This window comes from Bartonella sp. TT110JLCBS (assembly GCF_042193405.1).
Classification (GTDB): Bacteria; Pseudomonadota; Alphaproteobacteria; order Rhizobiales; family Rhizobiaceae; genus Bartonella.
Map to the genome: position 1 here is coordinate 46,342 of NZ_JBHILT010000009.1, position 22,220 is coordinate 68,561.

The 22,220-nt window shown below is 35.4% G+C and carries 14 protein-coding genes; 9 read left to right on the plus strand and 5 right to left on the minus strand.

Annotation, left to right across the window (positions count from 1 at the left end):
- Window positions 1–210 precede the first annotated feature (210 nt).
- Window positions 211–354 carry a hypothetical protein gene (locus ACFILW_RS05305; protein ID WP_273790383.1) on the minus strand — a complete coding sequence of 48 codons (144 nt, stop codon included), beginning with the start codon at window positions 352–354 and terminating at the stop codon, window positions 211–213.
- A gap of 236 nt (window positions 355–590) precedes the next feature.
- On the opposite strand from ACFILW_RS05305, the gene ACFILW_RS05310 reads away from it, so the two are divergent.
- The 3 genes from ACFILW_RS05310 (at window position 591) to ACFILW_RS05320 (ending at window position 6,195) form a co-directional block, all read left to right on the plus strand.
- Window positions 591–1,334 (plus strand): 16S rRNA (uracil(1498)-N(3))-methyltransferase, encoded by a 744-nt coding sequence (locus ACFILW_RS05310; protein WP_375623527.1) that lies wholly within the window; start codon window positions 591–593, stop codon window positions 1,332–1,334.
- 68 nt (window positions 1,335–1,402) lie between these two features.
- Complete coding sequence (locus ACFILW_RS05315) at window positions 1,403–2,776, plus strand: glutamate--cysteine ligase (protein WP_375623529.1); 1,374 nt, start codon at window positions 1,403–1,405, stop codon at window positions 2,774–2,776.
- Window positions 2,777–4,839: 2,063 nt separating this feature from the next.
- A complete protein-coding gene (locus ACFILW_RS05320) occupies window positions 4,840–6,195 on the plus strand; it encodes an L-cystine transporter (RefSeq protein WP_375623531.1) in 1,356 nt (451 codons plus the stop codon).
- 7 nt (window positions 6,196–6,202) lie between these two features.
- On the opposite strand, the gene ACFILW_RS05325 is transcribed toward ACFILW_RS05320, so the two are convergent.
- Entirely contained in the window at window positions 6,203–7,081 is an 879-nt protein-coding gene (locus ACFILW_RS05325) for a methyltransferase (protein ID WP_375623533.1), read from the minus strand.
- Window positions 7,082–7,277: 196 nt separating this feature from the next.
- Between ACFILW_RS05325 and ACFILW_RS05330 the strand changes: the two genes are divergently transcribed.
- Window positions 7,278–8,063, plus strand: coding sequence for a ComF family protein (locus tag ACFILW_RS05330; protein WP_375685298.1), 786 nt, complete (start codon window positions 7,278–7,280; stop codon window positions 8,061–8,063).
- A 47-nt stretch (window positions 8,064–8,110) separates the two neighbouring features.
- Entirely contained in the window at window positions 8,111–8,368 is a 258-nt protein-coding gene (gene grxC, locus ACFILW_RS05335; protein WP_375623537.1) for a glutaredoxin 3, read from the plus strand.
- Between the two features lie 17 nt (window positions 8,369–8,385).
- Here grxC and ubiG read toward each other — a convergent pair whose 3' ends face one another.
- The gene (gene ubiG, locus ACFILW_RS05340) at window positions 8,386–9,129 is read right to left on the minus strand and encodes a bifunctional 2-polyprenyl-6-hydroxyphenol methylase/3-demethylubiquinol 3-O-methyltransferase UbiG (RefSeq protein WP_375623539.1); all 744 of its coding nucleotides are present in this window, start codon (window positions 9,127–9,129) and stop codon (window positions 8,386–8,388) included.
- 189 nt (window positions 9,130–9,318) lie between these two features.
- Between ubiG and ACFILW_RS05345 the strand changes: the two genes are divergently transcribed.
- Entirely contained in the window at window positions 9,319–10,575 is a 1,257-nt protein-coding gene (locus ACFILW_RS05345; protein WP_375623541.1) for an aspartate kinase, read from the plus strand.
- Window positions 10,576–13,186: 2,611 nt separating this feature from the next.
- Here the strand turns inward: ACFILW_RS05345 and nhaA are convergent.
- On the minus strand, window positions 13,187–14,539 hold the full coding sequence (nhaA, locus tag ACFILW_RS05350) for a Na+/H+ antiporter NhaA (protein ID WP_375623543.1): 1,353 nt from the start codon (window positions 14,537–14,539) through the stop codon (window positions 13,187–13,189).
- A gap of 145 nt (window positions 14,540–14,684) precedes the next feature.
- Window positions 14,685–16,391 (minus strand): hypothetical protein, encoded by a 1,707-nt coding sequence (locus ACFILW_RS05355; protein WP_375623545.1) that lies wholly within the window; start codon window positions 16,389–16,391, stop codon window positions 14,685–14,687.
- Between the two features lie 354 nt (window positions 16,392–16,745).
- Here ACFILW_RS05355 and ACFILW_RS05360 point away from each other — a divergent pair, with 354 nt between their 5' ends.
- From ACFILW_RS05360 to der, 3 genes are all read left to right on the plus strand, one after another.
- Entirely contained in the window at window positions 16,746–18,518 is a 1,773-nt protein-coding gene (locus tag ACFILW_RS05360; RefSeq protein WP_375646376.1) for an SLC13 family permease, read from the plus strand.
- Window positions 18,519–19,091: 573 nt separating this feature from the next.
- Window positions 19,092–19,763, plus strand: a complete 672-nt coding sequence (locus ACFILW_RS05365; protein ID WP_375623549.1) for a tetratricopeptide repeat protein — start codon at window positions 19,092–19,094, stop codon at window positions 19,761–19,763.
- Window positions 19,764–19,767: 4 nt separating this feature from the next.
- Entirely contained in the window at window positions 19,768–21,192 is a 1,425-nt protein-coding gene (gene der, locus ACFILW_RS05370) for a ribosome biogenesis GTPase Der (protein ID WP_375623551.1), read from the plus strand.
- Window positions 21,193–22,220 lie beyond the last annotated feature (1,028 nt).

The window sequence follows — 22,220 nt, forward strand, 5'->3', positions numbered from 1 at the left end:
ATTCTTTCATTTTAAGTCCGTTCGTCGTGAAGCAGTAAAAACCGTCCTCTCCGTCATAATAAGTGTGGTTGATATAGATAAATGACTGAAGAGAAGAATAAAAATCCTTCTTATGGAATCTCTCAAATACAAGAGATTCATAATATTTATGCAAATCTTAGAAAAGTTGCTAAAAAACATTAAAATTTTAAGGAGGATGTTGGCCAGTGCTTATTGAATCGCAGAAGAAATACCATAGCCATCTTTGGTAATTGTATGCTTCCCGTCTGCTCCAACAGAACCAATTCCCACTGTAATCAAAATAAAGGCTAAGAGGGTTGTAATCGTAATAATTGTAGCTTTTTTAGCAGACATATTTTTCCTCCACGGATGCATCAATGACTGAATGCAAAGATGAATGGTGTATTATTTAAACTATTATGAAAGCAGAATCACTTAAAGATCTATTGGTTCCTATTATCATCTCATAAAGCTAAAAAAAACTCTATAATTCTTTAATATATTATAGTTCTATAGATATAATTTTTTCTTTTTGTTATATACTTTTCTTTATTTTCTCGATGACGATAGTGAGCTTTGATAAGATTTTTATGCGCATAAATTATAAACTTAAAAGATTGTTTATCCGACAGACATTGGCTTTGAATGAAGAAATAAAAATAGAGGGGGCACAAGCTTCTTATCTTGTGCATGTTTTGCGGATGAAAGCAGGAGCAGAAATTTTACTTTTTAATGGACAGGATGGTGAGTGGCTTGCTAAGCTTATCATTGTTAAAAAAAAATTTGTTGTAGCTCAGCTTATCCATCAAGAAAGATTACAAACGACGCATTCCAATCTTATTTATTGCTTTGCTCCACTCAAAAACGCGCGGTTAGATTATATGGTGCAGAAAGCTGTTGAAATGGGGGTGTCGATTTTGCAGCCTGTTATAACGCATCATACACAGGTTACGCGTATCAATATGGCGCGTATGGAAGCCAATGTTATTGAAGCTTCTGAACAGTGTGGCATTTTATCTCTTCCTGAATGCGTATCTGCTTTATCATTAGCAGAGCTTTTAGCACGTTGGGATGAGACACAGCCTTTATTCTTTTGTGATGAAGAGCATAAATCGCATAATCCATTGCCTTCTTTTAAGAAGTTTAAAGTTACAAAACCTGGTATTCTTATTGGACCGGAAGGTGGCTTTAGTGAAGAAGAGCGGAGCTTTTTAAAAAAACATCCTTTTGTGGTTCCAATATCATTAGGTCCGCGTATTTTACGCGCTGATACTGCCGCTGTCGCTGCTTTAGCTCTTCTTAATGCTACAGTGGGAGATTGGTCAATGGATTGAGAAGTCTGTAAAATCATTCTAAATAAGTCATTTAAGAAGATAATACCAATGATAGGATATGATAAGTTATGGCGCTTGATATAACCGATGAAAGTGAAATTTATAACTTAGATTCCTTGGTTAGCTATTTCCAAGGGGGGTATAAAGCAGAAGATGATTGGCGTATTGGTACAGAACATGAAAAATTTCCGTTTTATAGAGATGGTTTTCTTCCTGTTCCTTATGAAGGTGAGAGAGGAATCCGAGCGCTTTTAGAGGGGATGCAAAGCGCTTTAGGGTGGGAACCTATTTTAGATGAAGGGAATATTATTGGGCTCGTAGGATCAGTTGATCAGGGGGCTATTTCTTTGGAACCAGGGGGACAATTTGAATTATCTGGTGCACCATTAAAATCAGTAGGTCACACATATTACGAGTTGATGAAGCATTTAACTCTTCTCAAGAAAATTTCAGAACCATTAGGTATAGGTTTTCTAGGTCTTGGAGCTAGTCCAAAGTGGACTTTGGCTGAAACGCCGAAAATGCCTAAGTCACGTTACCAGATTATGACTGATTATATGCCGAAAGTGGGGCATAATGGTCTTAATATGATGTATCGCACATCAACAGTTCAGGTTAATCTTGATTTTTCATCTGAAAGTGATATGCGGCGAAAAATGCAAGTATCTATGAAGCTACAGTCTATTGCGACCGCATTATTTGCGAGTTCACCTTTTACAGAAGGACGCCCAAATGGCTTTTTATCTTGGCGTTCTGAAATTTGGCGTAATACGGATAATCAGAGGACAGGCGTTCTCCCCTTTATATTTTCTGAGCGTTTTGGTTTTGCTGATTACGTTGAATGGGCCCTTGATGTTCCAATGTATTTTGTTGTGCGGGATGGTCGTTATTATGATTGTACACATATAACATTTCGTCAGTTTATGAATGGAGCATTAAGAGGAGAAGTTGCAAATTCAATTCCAAACATGGGAGATTGGATTAATCACTTATCAACGTTATTTCCTGAAGTCCGCTTAAAAAGATTTTTAGAAATGAGAGGAGCTGATTGCGGTTCTTGGAAGCGTATTTGTGCGTTGTCAGCTTTTTGGGTTGGGCTTCTTTATGATAGAGAAGCACTTAATGAGGCAGAGGCTTTAACAAAAGATTGGTGTTTTGAAGAAGTTTTAGAGTTGCGCCAACATGTTCCCCAAAAAGGATTAAGAACCCCTTTTCGTCAAACCATTCTTTTAGAATTAGCACGTCAAGCTCTTGCTATTGCACGCAAGGGCTTAAAAAATCGCAAACAGTATGATGAGAATGGTTTTGATGAAACAAATTTTCTTAATCCTTTAGAAGAGGTTGTTGCAATGGGGCAAACAGATGCTGAAAAATTGTTGTCTTATTACTATTCTATTTGGAATGAGTCTGTAGAACCTGTATTTTTAGAATGTGCCTATTAAATTTTAGGCAAAGGCGCTTTGTACTTTTTAAAAAATGCATATCACTGTGGGAGGCATTCACCAACTTGTCTTAGAGAGAATATTGTCCCTTGCTTTCAACCTTTCTCATAAGGGATACAATACAGAGCTCTTTTGGGCACTGTTATCTTTATATCCAGATTAATACTGTCACGATATCTCTGTAACCTCAATGTTGTATCTTTATCCTAAAGATAGATCATAGGAGATATATTTAGCTGGTTATCAAATATTTTTATCCACTTGGCTCATCACGCTGATGGATAGGTTTGAAAACAATATTTTTCACTTTTAAAAGGGATAAAAAAATATAATTTGCGTTTAATATCTTGCTTAATGTTAGAATAATAAATGATTATAACTCAATATACGATGCTTATATGAACACGAAGTATTTTGTTTTGTGGAAAAAATACAAAACCTTAGTTGTTGTGCTGGTAGCTACAAACACTTCTTTTGTTCGTTAAAAACATAGAGTGTGCTGCGTAACTTTTTATTGCTTCCATTTTTTATTAGCCAGATCTCATGAGGATTCTTATTCTTTTTTTATCATTATACGATATAATTATACTGTCATCATGTAGACAATCGCTGTATTTTTAAAATGGGTAAGGGAATTACAATGTTATTAGTTTTTCTGAACACATCATTTGTTTTTTTCGGTTAATATCAGTTGGAGAATCTAAAAATTTTCTACATATTCAGCCATCAGATCATTAAAGTCTGTTTCAAGTTTTGCGAGAGAAGCATTTTTTCTCAATGAATCAAATTAGTATCATATTTAATTACTGAGCAGATCTTTGTCTTTGGATTATTTGCCAAACAACAGTATACAGTGTTCACAAAAGACAAGTATTGTGTGGTAATGCTTTAAAATATCCAATTATGAAGGTTCAATTTGTAGTTCCATTAAATATTTTTTTACGATACCTTATCATATTCTGTAGATGTAACAATATATTGATTTATAAAGATAATATGGCGTTATTTATATTGAATTAGACCCCCAATACCATAAGATTCTCTTATTTCAAATCTGTTTATCTTGATCAATCAAAATCACTTGCTTGTACGTCACAAGTGGGGCTGGCGTGTGGAGAAAAAACTATAGAAGAAAGGACTAAAAATGCTTCTTATAAACCGTTTTAATACAAGGGCTGTCGGGCACATTGAGGGCTAAAATATAACGATGATGCCAGCTTGTGACAAATTTTATTGTACTCTGAAAGACTTCTATATATATATTCTTTTGCTATTTCCTCTTTTTCGCGATATTCTGAATCTCTATAGTTTTTATTGAGGTGTGATTGATAAAGTTCATTGTACAGATTCAGATCTATTCACTTTGATATATCCAAATGATATTAATACAGAAAACAAAGGTATTAGAGAAGCTAAAACAATAAATGTTACGGTACGCTTCTGAGTGATTTAATGCCTTATCTTCGATCAATAGTCGGATATTGAATATAGCTATTATGACGATTGATATCAGTTAATGTGGTTATATCAAATGAAATATATGATATTTTTGTTGGTATTACATTTCAATAGGCATTGTAGCTTTCAAAGCCCGCTACATTTACGATTTTTTTGTTATTGAGAGCGCAGTTCATAAAATTAGCAAAAGTAGCTTGTTGGTGTATTTTCTAGAAAAATCATGAATGTTCGATTGTTAATTCATCCTTGCTTGGAAAACTCTTTTTAATTCAAATAGCAAAAGAGAGTGATAAGGGCATTTATAGGATAAGATATGTTGGAACTATTCAGTATTAAGATGCAATGAATGTTGTTTATACTTCTCTTTTTTAATTATTTTTAATGAGAGTGTAAATTTAAATAATAGGAAAGTATTTTTATTTATTTTCTTTAAACCGTTATTAATAGATAAAAAATTCTCTTTTAAGCTATAAATTGAAAAAATAATGATCTTGTAAAAGCCTTGTAAGCTTTATACTTTAATTTCAGATATTATGCATTGATTTTGAATTATGCATGTTATTTACGTCATCATAACAATAGTGAATATGGACTGGGCATAGACAATGACATTTAATTTTTTCATCAATTTGTTTTTATTTGTTATTTTTTTACTGTGGGTTGCCCAAAGTAAGAGAATGCAATGGAGTCTTTCACTACGTGTTATGCTAGGGCTTATCCTTGGCTTGATTTTTGGAAGTGTTTTGCAGTTTATTTATGGAGAGGGTGAAAGCACTTTATTGAAATCCGTTGAATGGTTTAACATTGTCGGTGAGGGCTATATTTTATTGTTGCAAATGATTGTTATGCCATTGGTTTTTATCTCTATCGTTTCAGCAGTTGCTCATTTACATTCTGTTTATGCTGTTGGAAAGATGAGTATAATAACAATTTCAATATTGCTTTTTACAACGGCTCTTTCAGCATTGGTTGGTGTGCTTGTGGTTAATTTTTTTGGATTAACAACCGATGGTTTGGTGCATGAAGGGCAAAATGTTTCTGCTCTTCTTGAAGGTCATATTTCTAAACTTGGAGATATGAATATACCAAAGATGATTTTGTCTATGATTCCTAAAAATCCATTTGCTGAGTTGAGTGGAGCTAAACGTACGTCAATTATCAGTGTTGTTATTTTTGCATCATTTTTAGGTGCATCGGTTCTCCTTTTAAAGAAAGATGAGCCAGAAAAAGGAGAAAAAGCGCTTTTATTTATTCAAGTGGCACAAGCTTGGATTATGCGGTTAGTCCGTATTGTGATTGCTTTGACACCTTATGGTATTTTTGCACTTATGACAAAAGTAGGAGCAATATCGCGTATTGCAGATATTTTAAATTTACTGGTTTTTATTATTGCTTCTTATGTCGGTATTATTTTAATTTTTGGAATTCACGGTGTATTGCTTGGTATTTCTGGAGTTAATCCCTTTCGTTTTTTCAAAAAGGTTTTACCGGTTTTGACATTTGCTTTTAGCAGTCGTTCAAGTGCTGCAAGTATTCCTTTGAATATTGAAGCACAAACACAGTGGATAGGTGTACCACAATCCATTGCGAGTTTTGCAGCTTCTTTTGGGGCAACAATTGGACAAAATGGTTGTGCTGGTCTTTATCCAGCGATGCTTGCGACCATGATTGCACCCTCTATGGGTATTAATCCTCTTGATCCGACTTGGATTGCTACGCTTATTGGTGTTGTAACATTGAGTTCTATTGGTGTTGCTGGTGTGGGGGGAGGTGCTATTTTCGCTGCATTGATTGTGTTACCAATTATGGGGCTTCCTGTTACTTTGGTTGCTGTACTTATCTCTATTGAACCGCTAATTGATATGGGACGGACCGCTCTAAACGTGAGCGATTCAATGATAGCTGGAACGGTCACCAGTCAAATATTACGGACAACAGATAAAAGTATTTTTAAAAAATAATTTTAGATTATGTTTTTTTAGTTTTTAAAACATTCGTAAGAGATATTTGCGCTGAACCAGGTTGTAGGGGTTTTTGTTGGTTGGGATGAGGAGCCCAACCAGAGAGCCAGATAAAAGAAAAATGTGCACGAATACGTCCATCAGGATCACTAAATTGTTGTGCATAGATTTCAGCTGCGCGGAGAAAAAAACGTTTGGATACAGGGCGTCGTGAACGATTGATGAGTGCATTTTGCATTCCCATAGCTTTAAGATCGTGCATAAGGTCAAACATTGTATTATAACGTATTGTGATATCTTCAACGTCTGCTACAGGCAGGGCAAAGCCAACACGCTGTAAAAGAGCGCCTGCATCACGAATGTCGGCAAAAGGGTAGATCCTAGGGCTTGCTCCACCATAAATTTCACTTTCAGCTTGCAGCAGGCTTTCCCGCAATTCTCTTAATGTACCAGCTCCTGCCATAACAGCAAGAAATAAGCCATCTGGTTTAAGGGTATTTTTTATCTGGCTTAGAACACCAGGGGTATCATTGGTCAATTGTAATGAAAGAAGTGAAACAATAAGGTCACAGTAACTTTGAGGTAAATCAAGAAATTCTCGATGACGTAAATAGAATTTTTTATCATGGCTTTGATAAAGCGTATCGGTTTCAATGCGTTCTATGGAACAAACTTTTCCAGATTTCATTAAAGCTTGCGCAGCAAGGTCTGTATGGCTGTGTAAATCAAGAGCTAATGTAAAGAGGCGATCAACAGTGCTAAGACGTTTATAGAGATCTTCTGCCATGTGAGAGAGTAAAAAGTCATATCCTTTTTTTGCTTTTTGGAAAGCGCGTTTGCGGAATTGTTCAATGCGGTTATGATCAAAAATTAAAGGATGCGACATATTGTGGAACACTTTCGATCTATGAAAGAATATATTTTGAAAAGGTTCATTATTTGTGCAAGCTCTGTCAAGTTTATAATATGAAAGAAAATAAATTTATAGAAGGTAAGAGTTTTTAAAGGAATTAAAATTATAAATTGAGAAAATACAAAGGAACTTTTGTTCTGAGGGAAACTTGTAAAAGCCTAAATTTATAATGTTGTATTTTCGAGAAGCGGCGTTAAATAGCGGGGATATACTAAGTAAGTTCGTTGAACGCTTGAAAACGATGCTTTATCCACCAATTTGTCCTGGATGTAAGCAAAATGTTTCTACTTATGGTACGATTTGCCCTGAATGTTGGAAAGAACTTCAATTTATCACGAAACCTTATTGTCCTGTTATGGGGACTCCTTTTGTTTGTGATATGGGGGAGGGGTTTCTCAGTGGTGAAGCACTTCGTAATTCTTATCCTTTTTCACGTGTTCGCTCAGTCATTGTTCATAAAGGGCTTGCACGAACTTTAGTAACGCGCTTAAAATATGGTGATCATATAGAATTGGCATCATTTATGGCCAAGTGGATGATGTTTTCTGGACGCGAGGTTATTGATGATTGTGATGTTATTATTCCCATTCCATTGCATTTTCGTCGTTTTTGGGAGAGGCGTTATAATCAATCTGCTGAGCTTGCACGTTACATTGCAGCATCACAAAAAAAGCTTTTAAAACCGAGTTGGCTTGTTCGTTGTCGGCATACCCGTCCGCAGGTTAGTCTTTCTTCGAGAGAGAGAAAACTTAACGTAAAAAATGCTTTTAAGGTTTCGCATAAGGTTAAAAAATATCTCAAAGGATGTTCTGTTTTGCTGATTGATGATGTATTTACAACGGGTGCAACGGTTACGGCAGCAGCTGCTACATTAAAAGATGCAGGTGCACGACAGGTTGATGTGCTAACATTTTCGCGTGTTCTCAAAGAAGATTCTATTTTTCCCTCTTCTTAAGAGGAATTTAAAATGAATATTATTAAAAAATATTGGAGGATAATACTATGAAAGAGATAATAATTTATACACGCCCTAACTGTCCTTATTGTACAAAAGCACGTGATTTGCTTAATAAAAAAGGCGTAAAATATACAGATATTGATGCTTCTACATCCCTTCGCCAAGAAATGGTACAGCGCGCAAATGGACGTAATACATTTCCGCAAATTTTTATAGGTGATTATCACGTTGGCGGTTGTGATGATCTTTATGCTTTAGAGGCTGAGGGAAAGCTCAATTCTTTATTACAAGGCATACAATAGTTGTAAATGAGATATTCTTAAGACCGTTTTGCGAGAAGGAGGTAGTTAACGTCCATGTCTTTTGAGCGATTCCAGCTGTCTTTTAATGGGTTATAAGTAATACCTATCTCATCAGTGACAGTTAGAGCGTTTTGTGATAAGAATTTTTTAAGTTCTCGCGGTTTTAGGAATTTTTTATAATCATGTGTTCCTTTAGGAAGCCAACGTAGGATATACTCAGCACCTACAATAGCAAGTCCCCATGCTTTCCACGTGCGGTTGAGTGTTGCAACAAACATCAACCCTTGTGGTTTCAGCATTTTTGCTGTAGCTGCTATGAAGAGATTAACGTCAGCGACATGTTCAACAACTTCCATATTAAGGATGATATCAAATTTTTCTCCTTCATTGGCGAGTGCTTCTGCCGTAGTGGTACGGTAGTCAATTAAAAGATCATTTTGGGCTGCATGAATTTTTGCGACTTCAATATTCGTTTGTGAAGCATCAACGCCTACGACCATAGCACCAAGACGTGCCATTGGTTCAGATACCAAGCCTCCTCCACAGCCAATATCAAGAATTTTCAAATTGTCAAAGGGTGTAAGTGAGGCAGGGTCACGATTAAACTCTAAACAAATTTTTTCTCTGATGTAAGCAAGGCGTGTTGGGTTAAATTGATGAAGAGGTCGAAATTTTCCTTGTGGATTCCACCATTCTGTAGCAATACGTGAAAAGTGATCAATTTCACTTTGATCAATAGTTGTCGGCGTTTTATCTATCATTTTGCTTTCCTTTTATTTTTAATGATCAGGTCAAGTAGATTTTATACAAAGTCAAGAGAAATTAATATAATCATAATGAAACTTGCACAAATGATAGATATTCGCTATGTCGAGAAAATGGTTAGTTGATACAGCATCTAATTCTCATTACTGTTTGAGATAAAAGATGTAAAGGTAAGAGTGTTATTAATGGCGCGCATTGTCATGAAATTTGGTGGAACATCTGTAGCAAACATGGAATGTATTCATAATGTTGCACGGCATGTCAAAAGAGAGGTTGATGCAGGCAATGAGGTTGCCGTTGTCGTATCTGCGATGGCTGGTAAAACAAATGAACTTGTTCAGTGGACGAGAGATGCTTCCTCCATGCATAGAGATGCTCGTGAATATGATGTTGTGGTTGCTTCAGGCGAACAGGTTACTTCAGGTTTGTTGGCTTTGACACTTCAAGAAATGGGGGTGAATGCACGTTCATGGCTTGGTTGGCAAATTCCTATTCATACAGACAATGCGCATAGTCGTGCACGTATTACTAATATTGATGGATCTTTTTTAATCGAGTGTTTTCAGGAAGGTCAGGTTGCCGTTATTGCTGGTTTTCAGGGGTTAGCTCCGGATAACCGGATTTCTACCTTAGGGCGAGGGGGATCAGATACAAGTGCTGTTGCTATAGCAGCGGCTGTAAAAGCTGATCGCTGTGATATTTATACAGATGTGGATGGTGTTTATACAACCGATCCACGTATAGAACCGAAAGCGCGTCGTTTACCAAAAGTAGCTTTTGAAGAAATGTTGGAAATGGCTTCTCTTGGTGCAAAAGTTTTACAGGTTCGTTCTGTTGAATTGGCTATGGTTCATAAGGTTCGTACCTTTGTGCGTTCAAGTTTTGAGGATCCTGATGCTTTAGGCATGGAGGATCCAATGAGTTCTTCTGGAACACTTATTTGCGATGAGGATGAAATCGTGGAACAACAAAATGTTACTGGTATTGCTTTTGCTAAGGATGAAGCACAAATTTCCCTTCGTCGGCTTGCCGATCGCCCAGGGATTTCGGCAGCAATTTTTGGCCCCTTGGCTGAAGAACGCATTAATGTTGATATGATTGTGCAAAATATTTCTGAAGATGGCTCAAAAACTGATATGACTTTTACTGTACCGTCATCAGATGTAGAAAAAGCTGTTGCACTTCTTGAGAAAAATCGTAAAGAAATTGGATTTGATGTTCTCCAATTTGAAAGCGATCTTGCTAAGGTTTCTGTGATTGGTATTGGAATGCGCAGCCATGCAGGTGTTGCAGCTACAGCTTTTAAGGCTTTGGCTGAAAAGGGTATTAATATTCAAGCAATCACAACCTCAGAAATTAAAATTTCTATTTTGATTGATAGTGCTTACACTGAACTTGCGGTTAGAACATTACATGCTGTTTATGCTCTTGATAAGGGATGAGCATTTTTTTAGTTCCAACAAAGCTTTAATATATATTAATAATTTTTGTTAAGGACAATTTATATTTTCAACTTAAATAGAATATTTAATACAGCAAAACTCTCTCATTTTAAACTTATTCATGATGAATTTAAAAATGGTCACTTATATATTACAAGAGAAAGATGTTTGGGTAAAAAACTGTTTAAGAAGGGATATAAAATATGCCGTCTACAAACGTCTTAGAGCCTATAGAGAGGGATCGAGAAGTCTTTACGATAAGCCTTAATAGAATAAGAAGCAATGTAGTGCGTTTATTCAAAGGATGCATGTTGCATGAGGGACAGCCTCGTCAATACAGATTTAATATTATAAATCTTAGAGAAATTGGAGCTCATTAGATTCGTGATGGAATTACCAAAAATAAAATTGATGATGTATTTTCTAGAGATGTTTAGTTTGTCTTCAAATGATTGTTTATGACTTTATGTGTATCTTGCAAATTTAATTTTTTCCGTATTATGAGGCAATAAAAAATCTATCTCTATAGACAATATTTATGTTTACGCTATAAGTTACAAAATTACTATATCTTATGCGTTTATAGCTTCTTCAGAAGTACTTTTCATAAAATCATGTAACTATAGATCAAAATTAATGATAATGTTATAGTGTATTTCTTTTATGATTTTATTACTTAAATTTTTTTCATGTCTATTTCTCTTTTTTGAATTATGATTAAGATTTTCAAAGTTTTCGATACCTCCATATGTTCTTTAGGTTAACTTTCTTCCCTTAACTACTCTATTATAAGTATTTTCTGTGTGATACTGCCAATCATGCATGAAATACATTATTTCGTTTTTGCAGTATATCATGCTAGTTTTTTATCATGTTTACATATTTTGCAAATGGTGGTCTTTGTAAGTAAATCTCTTCTTGTGAGAAATATAGCCATATTATTTTACTCTTCTTGTATTTTATGTGGCGTTGTATAATTTGAAAGTCTCGGAAATATTGCTTTTTAAATTATCTATGAAGAGTATTTTATGGTATCAAGAAATATAGAGCGAGCTCTTTAAACAAAAAGAAAATAAATATCAAATAAGAGCGGGAAAAGGGGAGAACAACGATATATATGCTCTATTTTTCCACCAATCATATGTTTTAGAATAGCCTAAATGACTAGTTTTTTTCCCGCGAGTTAATTACGTAAACTAGAGTGTTCCCTATGGAAACATGCTTCAAGTTTAATTCTTTCATGGAGTGAGACAAGCGATGTGTCGATGATAAAAAACGGGAATATTTTTCCACTCCATTGTCAATTTAGTAGTGATGTTATGACGTTGTTATTCCAAATAAATCTTTTGTTTTTTGTTACCTGTATCAATATCTAATGTCAGTGCAGATGCATATTTGATGGTATATTGAGACGGATAAGGGGCCTACGAGCAACTCCTGTTTTTGTATGCCAGATAGGAATAAGGATGTTGCGTATACCTAGTGGGGTAATTTCTGAAATGGAGATAAAACCTAATTGGGGGAGAATATGAAGCCATAAAAGTGAAAACCAGCTTCCATTTTACAACTTCCTTTTAATTCTGCTTTACAACTTTCAAAGGGATTGACAGCAATATCTTTTAAATAATGGATATTACACATTGGTTTACGTTTTTGTTTATTGCGTTATTTAAATCGTATATGCCTTTCACATAAAACAAAACGCTATTATAGTGTTAATTTATGCGCTTGTTTTGAAAAAATATATCTCAATTCCTCCAAGTCCATTTCACGGCACCGACCTGAATGGTATAACGGTAAAGCCATTGTGCGCCCCATCTCCTTTACTTAGATCAAAGGTGTCAGTTTGTCGTCATCATTTAATTTTTAGATTTCGTGTTGAACAACTCTTGTATGGATATGGTGAATCAGTCTTCTTTCTTCAAATAATCCATACTCTTCCTCAGCTTGTGACGTGTAAGAGAATAGTCTTGATTGATTCATCATATACAGATTTGAAATAAGAAAATCTTACGATATTTGGACTCCATTCAAGATTTATAATGACAAATCAAATATTTTTATCCCCAAATAATGTGCTTTTAAGAAGATAAAAATTAAAGTTATTTAGAATACCGCAATAAAATCAGAAACGAGGAAGGTGGTTTATTAGGAAAAATAAGCCATGGAATTACTTAACTGATTATTGAACTTTGCTTATTCTTATCTTTTCTTATTATTAAAAATAAGATATTGATTTATAATAATTAAATTTTTCTTTATAGTGAATCATAGTCCCAACTAAAGACAGCTTTTCTGAAACCACGAAGCCTTTCATATTGAAACAATTAAAATCATTTTTGTGCACACCATGAGTGGAGTCGGTGCATGAGTAAAAGAATATTGAAGAAAGGAATAAAAATATCTCTTATGATTCCTCTCGAGTGTCAAAGGTTGTTGCAACATTAGAGGCTAGTAAATAGTATGATGATGTTAGTTTTCTCCTTCATAAGTGTAAAGATGAGGCGAGACAACGGATTTTACATTAAATATCGTCCAAATCGAACAAATGGGCAAAATTACTTTTTAGAATTTCTGCATAAAAATGTATTTTCAGTTAGTTTGTTAGGAACTACTGAGAAATTCCTTTATCGCGCTTAATATAAATAAATCCATATCCCAGACCGATAAGGGCAGATAAACCAGAGCCACAAAGGACCCCAATTTTTGCCGCATCAAGCAGAATAATATCTTTAAAAGCGAGCATTGAAACAAAGATAGACATTGTAAAGCCAATTCCTGCTAAAAAACCAATGAGTAAAACACCTGTCCAGGTCATATGAGGGGGTAGGCGGCATAACCCTGATTTTACAGCTATATAACTGGCAGTGATAATACCAAGAGGCTTACCGATGAAAAGACCAATGACAACACCTAGAACAATCAAGAATGATTTGTCAGAAGAAAGATCAAAGTTTGCAAAACTTACTCCTGCATTTGCGAAGGCGAAAACTGGCATGATAACGTATGCAACCCATGGATGCAATGCTTTTTGAACACGTGTTACTGGGGCAATCATGGCCCGTTGTCCTTTGCGCATCTTTTTTAATGCTGTTGAAATATGATGCAGATCTGTTTTTGTATTTTTTTCTTGAAGAATTTGCATAGCGTTACTGAGCATGGTGAGTGGCGCTACAAGAGTACGGGTAGGAAGAACGGGAGTCATCATCCCTAAGATTACGCCAGCAAGCGATGGGTGAACGCCTGTTACCATTAACCCCCACCAAATGATTGCACCAGGTAAAATGTAAAGCCATGCTGATGCAAGCCCGATCCACTGAAAAAATAGTACCAAAGCAATACCCGCTCCTGCAATCATTAAACCGCTAGGATCAATGTTTGTTGAGTAGAAAAAAGCAATAATAAGAACAGCGATAATATCGTCAATAATCGCTAATGATAGAAGAATAATATGAAGATTAGAAGGAATTTTTTTTCCGAGAAGAGCAAGAATACCTAGAGCAAAGGCAATATCTGTTGCTGTTGGCACAGCCCAACCGCGCATATGTCCCTCGTTAAAATTGAAGATAAAGTAAATAATTGCAGGAACACAAACGCCCCCTATTGCAGCAACAATTGGTAAGATTGCTTGTTTAAAATCGGCAAGAGCCCCTTCATGAATTTCGCGTCGAATTTCCATTCCTGCGACGAGAAAGAAAATAGTCATAAGGGCATCATTAACCCAGAAATGTAAATCCCATGAAAGAGTGAAATGACCCAAATTAAAGCCAAGAGGTGTATGCCAAAAAGATTCATAGAAAGCAGCATATTTAGAATTGGCAAAAATAAGTGCAGAAGCAGCAGCTAATAAAAGAACAACACCGCTGAGAGCTTCAATATGGAGAAAACGCTCGATAGCAGAAAGCGCTTGATTGGTGACACGAGAAGCGCGATTAGGCAGGCGATTTGAAGATAAATCAGACATGAACAACTCCAAGCATCGACATTTTAGATTCTATATTCTCTGTATAAATGACTCTGTATGATACCTTCTGTATCATATAAAAGAAAAAAGAGGAATAAAGTTCTTAATTTATAGGTAAGATCATCATGTTTAAAGCACAAAATGTTTAAGGTGATGTTTCATTTTTAATAGTGAGATGTACTTTGCTTAAAGCCTTGGATAGATCATTTTGTAGAGCAGATTCGAGATCAACTATTGCGAGACCTTTATTATCATTTGCTTTAATTTTAACGATCAATGTTTGTGGATTTTTAGCAAATTCTCCTAAGGATTTTGAAATTTTTTCTGCTTCGGCATGATTTTTTATCAGAATTTTTGGGGTCTGCGTCATCATTAGATAGAAATCGTCATAAAGTTCCTTTTTTAGATCATGTTGGCTGTCATTAAGATTTTGCGCAAGATAAGAAAAAAGCTTATCAATGAAACCTGCATCCGTATATTGTATATCAATTTCATTGATGCCAAGGTCTTGAGACGCAGCAATCATTATATTTTTCTGACCAGAAAAAAGCTTTTCATCAACATCAATAACCTTAGCCGAGATGTTCCCAGATCCAACGTTTTTCATATTGAAAGACATTGTATCAAGAAAGAGCATACGTTTTTTTTCATCGTAAGAAATATCAATTTTTCCTGAAACATTAAAGCGCTCAAAGTTCAGATTTTTGAAGAACTCTAAGTCTTTTTCATTCATTTTTTTAGGTAAAACGGAAAGGTTATTGAGAGAAAGAAAAAGCTTTTTAGGGATAGGTTGTTTCCACAAACTTGGTTTGAATTGGAATGATTCGAGCGTTGCTTTCAACTGCGGTATATCAACGGTGATATTATCAACTTTGGCATCCGCTGAGGTAATGGCGAGCAGTATGTTTAGAAGAAGACCATTTTGTGCTACTTTTTCAGCGATTTTATTATTCTCTTTTCTTGCATTAAGATAAGCTTTGATTAATTTTTCAGGAGTTTGTTCAAGCGGTTTCATCTTTAAACCAGATGTTTTAAACTGTCCAAGGAAGAAAGAGCTATTTTTTTCTGCTTCTTCAAAAATATCGACACTTATATTATTCAGAGAAATGGGGCCAGTAACGGTTTTACCTTGATTGAGAGCATTGTTTTTTCCAAAAATGATAGAGTAGGCATAGTTTATGTCGATATCATTGGCTTTTATTGTATCACTTTTAGCCATAAATTGCATCTGTTTGGTACCATTTGCTACGACCGTTTTAAGATCCATATTTTTGATACTAACTGAATGGATATGGTTATTTTTAAAATCAGAAAGCTGGAAATTCTTGATTTTAACCGTTTCTGTTCGGTTATTTTTATTTTCTATAGAAAGTTGTATATTGGGAGCAATAATTGAGGAAAGCTCAATACGCATCATTGATTGTAAAAGACGTGATGTTATCGTTCTATCTTTTTCTTTTAAGGATACATTCCGAAGAGAAATTTGGGGGATTTGCACATGAATATCATTATGCTTTAAATCAACATTATAAAATGTAAAAGTTCCGGGAATAAAGGAAAGAGGAGGACGGGCAGAAATGGCACCAATTTTAAGTGATGTACCAGCTGGAACGGGTAATGTCACATTCTTCAAATTGACTTTACCTAGAATGCTTACTTCAGATGTTTCGGCTTTTATGGCACGACGGGCTATTTCTTTTCTTACAAAACTGTCAAGATAGGGTTTTGCAATATAAAATCCCCCAACAATTATAATTGCCAAGATAGCAACAAATCCAATAATGCAAGTGAGCCAATATCTGAGGTTACTTTGATACCCACTACTAAGATTGACCATTCTTTCTTCTTTCATTTTTATCACTCTTTGAATTAAGAGTGAAGATAAATTCTTTTAAGCAACGACAAAGGTTTAAATATAGCGTGTACCAGTTTCAACAATTATCTACTCTCTATATTAGAGTTATTCTCATCTTTTTTGCAATATAGCTTTATCAACTTTTATCAATTTTCTTTGGGTTCAGCACTTTATAGAAAAGCACGCATAATAAGGAGAGGCAGGTTTATGCGCATCATAATTTTTTATCACTTTTAAATTATCTTAAAATATTCCGATGTCTGCTTTTATCTTGCTGCTGTTTACAGGAATATTTAAAACATAACAGATATGTTTTTGTTCATTATAATTTAATGGGGAGAAGTGAGTGTTATGACAGAAAATCAAATAATGGCCTTTTTGATCATTGGTCTCATGATGGTTGTTTTTATTTGGGATCGATTTCGTTATGATCTTGTTGCTATTTGTACATTATTAATAGCTTGTGCTACTGGTCTTGTCAGCCCGAAGGAAGCTTTTAGCGGTTTTAGTAATGATATCGTTATTATCGTGGGGAGTGTGTTTGTTGTCAGTACTGCTGTATCTCGCTCTGGTATAATGGAATTTATTATTCAACGGATATGGCCAGACGTGAAATCGGTGCGTCTTCAATTAGCGTTTTTGGTTCTTTCTGTTGTTGTATTATCAATGTTTGTTAAAAATATTGGTGCTTTAGCTATTATGCTTCCAATAGCTTTTCAGTTTGCTCGTCGTTCTCAGGTTTCTCCTTCTGTCTTTTTGATGCCCATGGCTTTTGGTTCTTTGTTGGGGGGGCTTATGACACAGATAGGAACATCTCCCAATGTTGTTATTTCAGCGATGCAAGAACGTTTAACAGGAACACCTTTTACTATGTTTGATTTTACACCAGTTGGTGCGGTTATTGCGACGGTTGGTGTTTTATATTTGGTTCTTTTTTATTGGCTTTTGCCTGTGCGTGTGCGTTCAGGTGTATCGTTTGATGATGCCATTGATATCCGTAATTATGTTGCAGAAGTGCATATTCCAATAAATTCACCGATTGTGGGAAAAAATATTGTTGATTTGGTTAAGCCATCAAGTGGTGATGTTATGGTGATTCAAATCATCAGAAACAAAGTATCTATTTCACCATTACCAGATTTTGTTTTGTCTGAAAATGATATTATTTTGCTGGAAGGATCACATACAGGGTTAGATAGCGTGATGAATTCTGCTCGTTTAGAGTTTTCTAAGGGGCGAACTATTGCTGCAGGTGATAAGGACAGTGATATTGATATTATTGAAGCAGTCATTACCCATAATTCACCTCTTATCGGTATTAGTGCGAAAGAGTTTTCCTTATTTGATCGCTATAATGTAAATTTTCTTGCGTTAAGTCGTCAACATGAAAGGGTGCGGGGAAGACTTGATGATATTATTTTCCATCTTGGAGATGTGATTGTTTTGCAAGGACAGGATGCAGTTATTCCCAATTTATTAAGAGAATTGAAATGCTTGCCCCTAGCAAAACGAAATATTGTGTTTGGAAATTTACGACATGGTTTCATCTCGTTAGCTATTTTATTTATAGCAATTATTTTTACAGCTTTTCATATTGTTCCAGTTGCTTTTTCTTTCTTTTCTGCTGCTGCTGCAATGGTGATCTTTCGTGTTTTGCCCGCACGTGATCTGTATCAGGCATTAGATGGTCCAATACTAGTGCTATTAGCGGCTCTTATTCCAGTGAGTGAAGCGTTAGAGAAAACAGGATGTACGGATCTCATTGGTCAATGGCTGAGCCAATTAGCAATATTTTTCCCGCCATCTGGTGCTTTAGCGCTTATGTTGGTGACAGCTATGTTGGTCACGCCATTTTTGAATAATGCAGCAACAGTGATGATGGTTGCACCAATTGCGTCAAGTTTTGCTCATTCCCTTCATTATAAGCCTGAAGCTTTTTTGATGGCTGTTGCAATTGGTGCGGGATGTGAGTTTCTTACACCTATTGGACATCAAAGTAATATGCTCGTGATGGCGCCAGGAGGATATCGTTTTAGTGATTATCCACGTTTGGGGGCTCCATTGGCGGTGCTGATCGTTATTGTTGCTGTTCCAATGCTTATGTGGGTTTGGCCATTACAATAAGATATTTTTAGAAACTTTAAGGATCAATTACAAAAGGTTGTTAATCGTATGAAGATAATAAGTTGAAGGGATACACTTTATATAAAGAGCTTTAACTGAAGATTTGGAATTATACTGCACTTTCATCATGGCGCTTCGGTGTTTTTGATACAGATAAAAATTTATCTATTTGGTTTTAGTAGATATTCGTGGAAATTTACTGTTTTTTTAAGAATTGGTTTTTCTATTATAATTCTGTAATCCAATACAACCAACGATTGCGGTTGAAGATTTTAAAAGATTATCCTCTATATAATGGAGAGAAAGTTCGCTTGAGATGATAGGCAATCATGATGAATATTAAGGCAGTGAATTTTTCATAAGACTCAATATATGTAAAAGCTGTAATGTGTACAAATAGGGGCTTACATCATTTTCAATTAAGACTGTTGCAAAAATCTGATTGAATTGGCTACATATTGATTTAAAATAAATAAACGAGCAATTTAAAGATTTTTAGTTAATTAGGACTACCATCTTTATCCATTTATGCGTAAAAGCACAGATAAAGTAACTTTTTTCAAGGTATGATATATGTCGTATGATAGTTTTATTGCTGAAGTTAATGCAGAATTTCGTCAGGAAAAGGCGCTTGCTTTTTGGAGACGGTATGGCTTTTCAATTATTGGAGCAGCTATTCTTTTTATATTCATGATAGTTGCTTATCAAGTTTATCATTATACGCAAATAAAGAAAGCTGGTTATATTGGTGATGCATTTGTAAAAAGTCTTGATCTTGCGGATACACGTGATTTTGATAAAGCGATAAAGCAATTAGAAACTGTTAAAACCTCTCATTTTGGGGGGTATCCTTTTCTTGCTCGTTTACGTGAGGCTTCTTTACTCATGGAGAAAGGTGATATTATTAAGTCAGTGGAGATCTTTGATTCTGTTGCAGCGGATGAGAAAGCACCGCAGATTTTGCAGAAAGTTGCAAAAATTCGGGCGGCTTATATTCTGGTTGATACAGGGACATTAGCTGATGTTGAAAAGCGTATCAAAGATATGGCAAGTGATACCGATCCTATGCGTATGTCTGCAAGAGAAGCTTTAGGCTTAGCTGCTTATAAGGCGGATAAAATGGATGAAGCGGTTTATTATTTTAAGAAAATTTCTGAAGAAGGTGCTTTGGGTTTAAAAATAACAAATCGGGCTCGAATGATGCTTGAGCTTATACAAGCTGAGGGCAAGGCAAATAAGGAATAAATCGATGAGCCTTACCATTGCTATCGTTGGTCGTCCCAATGTTGGGAAGTCAACACTATTTAATCGTTTGGTTGGGCAAAAATTGGCTTTGGTTGATGATAAGCCTGGTGTAACACGTGATCGGCGTATTCATGCGGCAAAACTTCAAGATCTACGTTTTGATGTGATTGATACGGCTGGGCTGGAAGAAGCAAGTGATCATACACTTGAGGGGCGTATGCGTTCTCATACAAAAGTTGCAATTGATGAAGCGGATCTAATTTTATTTGTATTTGATGCAAAGAGCGGAATAACACCAAGTGATTTAAATTTTTCTTCATTGGTTCGCAAATCAGGAAAGCCAATTGTGCTTGTTGCCAATAAGTCTGAGTCAAGAGCGGCAACAGGAGGAGAGTATGAGGCGTGGTCATTAGGTTTGGGGGAGCCGTGCCCAATATCGGCTGAACATGGTTTGGGACTTAGTGATCTGCGTGATGCAATTATAGATGCTGTTGGGTCAGAGCATGTTTTTGGCAACAACAAAGAAGAAGATAGAATGATACAACCTGCATCTGTTGGTGATGATGTAAAGGATTTGGAAGAAGAGGAGCTTATTTACGATGAAAGTAAGCCCATTAGGATTGCAATTGCGGGGCGTCCCAATACAGGAAAATCCACTCTTATCAATAGTATGTTGAAACAAGAGCGATTGTTAACAGGACCAGAAGCAGGGCTCACGCGTGATTCTATTTCTGTAGATTGGGAATGGCGTGGTCGTCATATTAAACTTTTTGATACTGCAGGTTTACGTCGAAAATCGAGAATTCAAGAAAAACTAGAAAAACTATCTGTTGCAGATACTTTGCGTGCTATTCGTTTTGCAGAAGTGGTGGTCATTGTTTTTGATGCAACGATACCTTTTGAAAAGCAGGATTTACAAATTGCTGATCTTGTGATTCGTGAAGGGCGTGTTCCAGTTATTGCTTTCAATAAGTGGGACCTTATTGAAAACAGTCAGACCACATTGATTGATTTGCATGAAAAATGTGCTCGATTTCTTCCTCAAGTTCGTGGTTTGAGAGCCGTTCCTTTATCAGGACAATATGGTCAAGGGATTGATAAACTAATGGAAAATGTCATGATGATGCACCGTGTATGGAATCGTCGCATTTCGACGGCTAAATTGAACCAATGGCTTGGAACTGTTGTGGCACATCATCCACCTCCTGCGGTTTCTGGACGTCGACTTAAGGTTAAATACATCACACAGGTTAAGACACGTCCTCCTGGATTTATGATTTCCTGCTCGCGCCCCAAAAGTATGCCCCAGTCGTATTTGCGTTATCTTGTCAATGGGTTACGTGAAACATTTGATATATCTGGTATACCCGTTCGCATATCATTACGAGCCTCTGATAATCCTTTTGCGACACGTTCCAAGAAGAAATGATAACTCTTTAATTTTTTCAGTAACTGAAATCTATACCTAAGAATCTTAAAAATAAGTTTTTTCAATGGTTTCTCGTTTCATAAAATTAAAATTTTATTTGCTAAAGTTTTAATTTTATTGATGATTATTTATCATTAAGCGCTATTGAATAGAGCTCTTTCATCTTGATAAAAATCATTTATTTGCATGTCATGAGAAGAGTGTGATAGGGAGTATTTAAGAAAGAGTCCATAAATTCTCTTAATGGGTTATTTAAGTGCAAGAATAGATGCAATATGAGGGTAGGGGAATATAATTATAATGCTTGTGTGAAAAGCAGTATTAGATTATCGTTTCATAAAAATAAAGATTATGAATAAGCGCTTTTGCTTACGATAGTTTGTCTGAATAAAAAGCAAAAATACTTGCTAAATCTAACGATATTCAATTGTAAAGAGCGAAGTTCATAAAAGTGGATTAAAATTGTATAAAGTGGTATGGTAATCGTATTTAAAGGAACTTCTCTTAATACCCTCAAGCTCATTTCGTGATGGGACCTGTAACGGCATATGTAAAATACTTTGCGAATAGGATCATATAGAAACCATTGATTATTATCATTTTCATAAAATAAAAAGTGCAAGTTTATTTGAATAAAAGGTGTAAACCAACGCTCTCATACTGTTTTTTAGCTTTCTATGTTCTCTTTCAAAACTAGGATTGATATAACATTGGGAGCCGGAAAATAAGATGGTATCAGTTGACACCTTTCGTTAATCGTAAAAATGGTTGTTCTATGAGTTTTATATTATTCACGGGAACTTTTCGTTATACATTCACGGGTGTTGTCGTGAAATCGGTTTAGGTGCTCAGAATATCTTTTTAAGAAAGCATGTAAATTGAAAAATACGTTATTTCTGCAATAAAATTTATACGATAAATTGGTGATAGATTTCTTTTAGTATCTTGACGAATAAATTCGGGAACAATATGATGCACACGGTTTTATAAAATGTATTCTTACGTTGCTTTTTAATTAAGGAGCCAAT